The 3,103-nt window shown below is 34.1% G+C and carries 6 protein-coding genes; 1 reads left to right on the top strand and 5 read right to left on the bottom strand.

Annotation, left to right across the window (positions count from 1 at the left end; translation table 11 throughout):
• Positions 1 to 64: 64 nt before the first annotated feature.
• Together FJR38_RS10480 and FJR38_RS10475 are read right to left on the bottom strand one after the other, a co-directional pair.
• Positions 65 to 466 carry an HNH endonuclease gene (locus FJR38_RS10480; RefSeq protein ID WP_168536902.1) on the bottom strand — a complete coding sequence of 134 codons (402 nt, stop codon included), beginning with the start codon at positions 464 to 466 and terminating at the stop codon, positions 65 to 67.
• On the bottom strand, positions 463 to 825 hold the full coding sequence (locus tag FJR38_RS10475) for a hypothetical protein (RefSeq protein WP_168536900.1): 363 nt from the start codon (positions 823 to 825) through the stop codon (positions 463 to 465). Before FJR38_RS10475 ends, FJR38_RS10480 begins: the two co-directional genes overlap by 4 nt.
• A gap of 112 nt (positions 826 to 937) precedes the next feature.
• On the opposite strand from FJR38_RS10475, the gene FJR38_RS28400 reads away from it, so the two are divergent.
• The gene (locus tag FJR38_RS28400) at positions 938 to 1,729 is read left to right on the top strand and encodes a transposase (protein ID WP_254449415.1); all 792 of its coding nucleotides are present in this window, start codon (positions 938 to 940) and stop codon (positions 1,727 to 1,729) included.
• A gap of 15 nt (positions 1,730 to 1,744) precedes the next feature.
• On the opposite strand, the gene FJR38_RS10465 is transcribed toward FJR38_RS28400, so the two are convergent.
• The 3 genes from FJR38_RS10465 to FJR38_RS10455 are packed head-to-tail and all read right to left on the bottom strand — an operon-like array spanning position 1,745 to position 2,716.
• Positions 1,745 to 1,954 carry a hypothetical protein gene (locus tag FJR38_RS10465; protein ID WP_168536898.1) on the bottom strand — a complete coding sequence of 70 codons (210 nt, stop codon included), beginning with the start codon at positions 1,952 to 1,954 and terminating at the stop codon, positions 1,745 to 1,747.
• Positions 1,955 to 1,997: 43 nt separating this feature from the next.
• Complete coding sequence (locus FJR38_RS10460) at positions 1,998 to 2,450, bottom strand: nuclease (protein WP_371418173.1); 453 nt, start codon at positions 2,448 to 2,450, stop codon at positions 1,998 to 2,000.
• On the bottom strand, positions 2,447 to 2,716 hold the full coding sequence (locus FJR38_RS10455) for a hypothetical protein (RefSeq protein WP_168536896.1): 270 nt from the start codon (positions 2,714 to 2,716) through the stop codon (positions 2,447 to 2,449). Before FJR38_RS10455 ends, FJR38_RS10460 begins: the two co-directional genes overlap by 4 nt.
• Positions 2,717 to 3,103: the final 387 nt, after the last annotated feature.

Here is a 3,103-nt window from a genome sequence, read left to right as displayed (position 1 = left end):
TGGGGGGAATTAATGCTTTTCTATAGTTGGGGGGAAATATTTTTTTCATTTCTAATTTTCCATTTTATGGAAATAATCCCAAACGAATCCATAATTGTCTTGCTATCACTTGAGATTGACTATTTAGCTCTAAACTCTTTACAGTTACTCTTCCAATAGGCGTTATACCTATAATTAAACCAGTTTCAGGATTAACTTGAAAATGCTTTTCCCATTGGTCTTCTCTAGGATTAAAAAGACGAACTTCTGTATTAGATTCGGGATCTATTTCACCAATACGAGATCCTTTTCGCAGATTACAAGAACGACAAGCAAGGGCTAAATTAATTTCAACATTAGTGCCTCTACGAGAAGTAGGAACTATATGTTCAACTTCAAAGGGAAAATTAAATACTAATTCCGGTGCATGACAATATTCACAGCGATGAAAGGCACGATCTGCTACTAGATGATAAAATGGATTCATTGACTCAACTGTTGTGCTAAAGATGCAGTTCTGGCTGTAGCGGCATTGAGTTCAGCATTAACAAGATTATCTAATTCAATTTGTATTTCTGAGGGAAGTGTTTGTCCTTGATCTCGTGCTATTCTCCACATACTCATTAGTTCGGATAAACGTTGTTTTTGCTCATTAGTGAAAAATTGATCAGCATGAAAATTATCAATAATTAATAATGCCCGAAATTCAACCTCACCTAACTGTGTAGTCAAAGCATCTAAAGCTTGACCGGCAGTTTTGCCAACAGACTGTTTATCTCCAGCGATCGCGCGATAAGACTTTTCTCCACTGGCATTTGATGTAGGTACAATAGCAACTGTAGTCATAATGCTAATTAAGGATATCTGTTATTTATCAATTATACTATTAAGTAGGTTGGGTTGACGCAAGGAAAATCAACATCATAAAACACAACTTTAATCACAGGATATTTATAGTATGGAATATCGCCGCGCCAAAGTGGCAGGAGGAACATACTTTTTTACAGTTGTGACAGATAAAAGACAAAAAATATTATGTTTACCAAAAAATGTTTCTTTATTAAGAGATGCTTTTAGTTATGTAATGCGGAAACATCCATTTATTATAGATGCTATTGTTATTTTACCTGATCATCTCCACTGTATTTGGACTTTACCAGAAAATGATCATGATTTTTCAACTCGTTGGCGGTTAATTAAAAGTTATTTTAGTCGTAAATGTGAAACTATATCACCAGAAAATATATCTGAATCTAGAAAAAATAAAAAACAACGTGTTAAAAAGAAAGAGATTTCATCGCGTAAACCTATTGATAAAACTCATCAAAATGAAAATTTAGACTATACTCAACTTTCACAAAGATTAGATGAGTTAAATTCAAAAGAAGAGGGATTAGACTTTTTAAAATTGTCTTTCCCTACAAAAAAATCTCTAGAGTCTTTTGCAAAATTTTTGAAAATCTCGACACAAAAACAAAATCTACAAGAACTGAGAGAAAGTATTGTTTCTGCAACAATAGGTTATCGGTTAACAATAAAGTTTATCGAAACAACAAGAAGACCAAAACTAGAGGATGAATTTTTAGATAAAAATGAAAAGATTTCTGATAATAATATTCAAGAAAATGATGATTTATCCATAACTCAACAAGGAAATAAGCAAGACATAGAATCTTCTGCCATGCAAATAGAGCCGCTAGAGCCTCAAATTGAAAAAATTGAGGAAAATAGTCCAAGTAGCCATGATTAAAATGGTGGGTGACATTTATCCCGCTCGCATGATACGCTGAGAACGTAAGGAAAGCAAAGATAAAAATTCCGCCAAATCAACTAAACCTTCAGCTTCATTTCTTTCTGCTAAAGTCAATTCTTCCCCAGCATTTTGACGATCTAATAAAAATTGTAACCGTGCTTGCACAGCTTCAGGAAGTTGAAAGTAAGTCAAATTAATGGGTATCTCAATTACTTCATTCATATAATATTTCCATACAATTGAGAACAATCTTCTGCAATGTTATTCAGTTTATTTGAATATTTTGCCATAAATCAGCAGTAACAAACCTTGACAAATGACCAACATTAGTTGTGGCAATCACAATATCTGCAACATTTAAAGTTACAGCTTGAGCTACTAAAATTATATCTCCATCAATCGTTTTATCACCTGCTGTTGGTTGTCCTTGTTGTCGAGCTTGCGCCCAAAATAAAGCAGCTTGACGCATTGCATTTGTTGTAATTGGTAGATATTCTACCAGTTGAGTTAATTCATCTAAACGAGCAATACCTTTAAATTTATTTGCTCTTAATAATTCTCGTCGCACTTCATAATCAGTAATTTCAGGAATGATAACTCTATTACCTGAAAAAATTAGCATTTGTAGCCATTTAGCGCAAGCAAGGCTTTCATCTGATAATTTGGGATTTGTGATTAAACCTATAGGTCCAGCATCTAATAAGATAATTTTATTCACCAACTGACACCTTTTAATTCTTGCGGAAATAATTGACGATTAGATAAACGATTTTCATCTAAAGCATTAATCAAATATTCCCCTGTTTCCTGCTGTTCTTGTTCATCACTTTCATCTATCCAAGACTGAAGCACATTAACTGTTTTCAATTGTTTTTCTTTTTGCAGTAATTGCAGTGCATAAGTTTCCACAGAAAGTCCTTGCTGTTGTGCTTCCTGTATTAAATACTGTTCTAATTCTGGTGGTAAGCTGAGGGTTAGTGTCATAAGTCTATTGTGAGTGACTTTATATATTGTAAACCTGTAAAAACAAAAAATTAACCCCAAAATACCAATAAGCGTTGTTGGGTTTCGTTCCTCAACCCAACCTTGTATCTTAGAGGTATGTTAGAGGAAGTGGTAGACCGTCCCAACCTGGGTCAGAAAAGACCGCATCGTAGCAAGGATCACCACAACAATCTCCATGACAGAACTCGAACAGTCGCCTGGGGTAAAAACTATGAACAAAGACATAGATAATATAGCCCGTATCGTGCAAGGATGAGTGAAATCAAGGGGATGAATAAAAAACAAAACAAATTAAAAGAAAGTAATTGAAGGTGGAGAGTTAAAAATGGAAAATATCTCCCAATGGGTAGGCATTGACGTAAGTAA

The organism is Anabaena sp. UHCC 0253, assembly GCF_009712085.1.
Taxonomy (GTDB): domain Bacteria; phylum Cyanobacteriota; class Cyanobacteriia; order Cyanobacteriales; family Nostocaceae; genus Dolichospermum.
Note: the sequence above shows the minus strand (reverse complement) of the source record. Positions and strands in the feature narration are given on the sequence as shown.

What these genes read in the sequence shown, in the direction of transcription:
- FJR38_RS10480 (WP_168536902.1), bottom strand. Translation starts at nt 466, where the DNA reads ATGAATCCATTTTATCATCTAGTAGCAGATCGTGCCTTTCATCGCTGT.
- FJR38_RS10475 (WP_168536900.1), bottom strand. Translation starts at nt 825, where the DNA reads ATGACTACAGTTGCTATTGTACCTACATCAAATGCCAGTGGAGAAAAG.
- FJR38_RS28400 (WP_254449415.1), top strand. Translation starts at nt 938, where the DNA reads ATGGAATATCGCCGCGCCAAAGTGGCAGGAGGAACATACTTTTTTACA.
- FJR38_RS10465 (WP_168536898.1), bottom strand. Translation starts at nt 1,954, where the DNA reads ATGAATGAAGTAATTGAGATACCCATTAATTTGACTTACTTTCAACTT.
- FJR38_RS10455 (WP_168536896.1), bottom strand. Translation starts at nt 2,716, where the DNA reads ATGACACTAACCCTCAGCTTACCACCAGAATTAGAACAGTATTTAATA.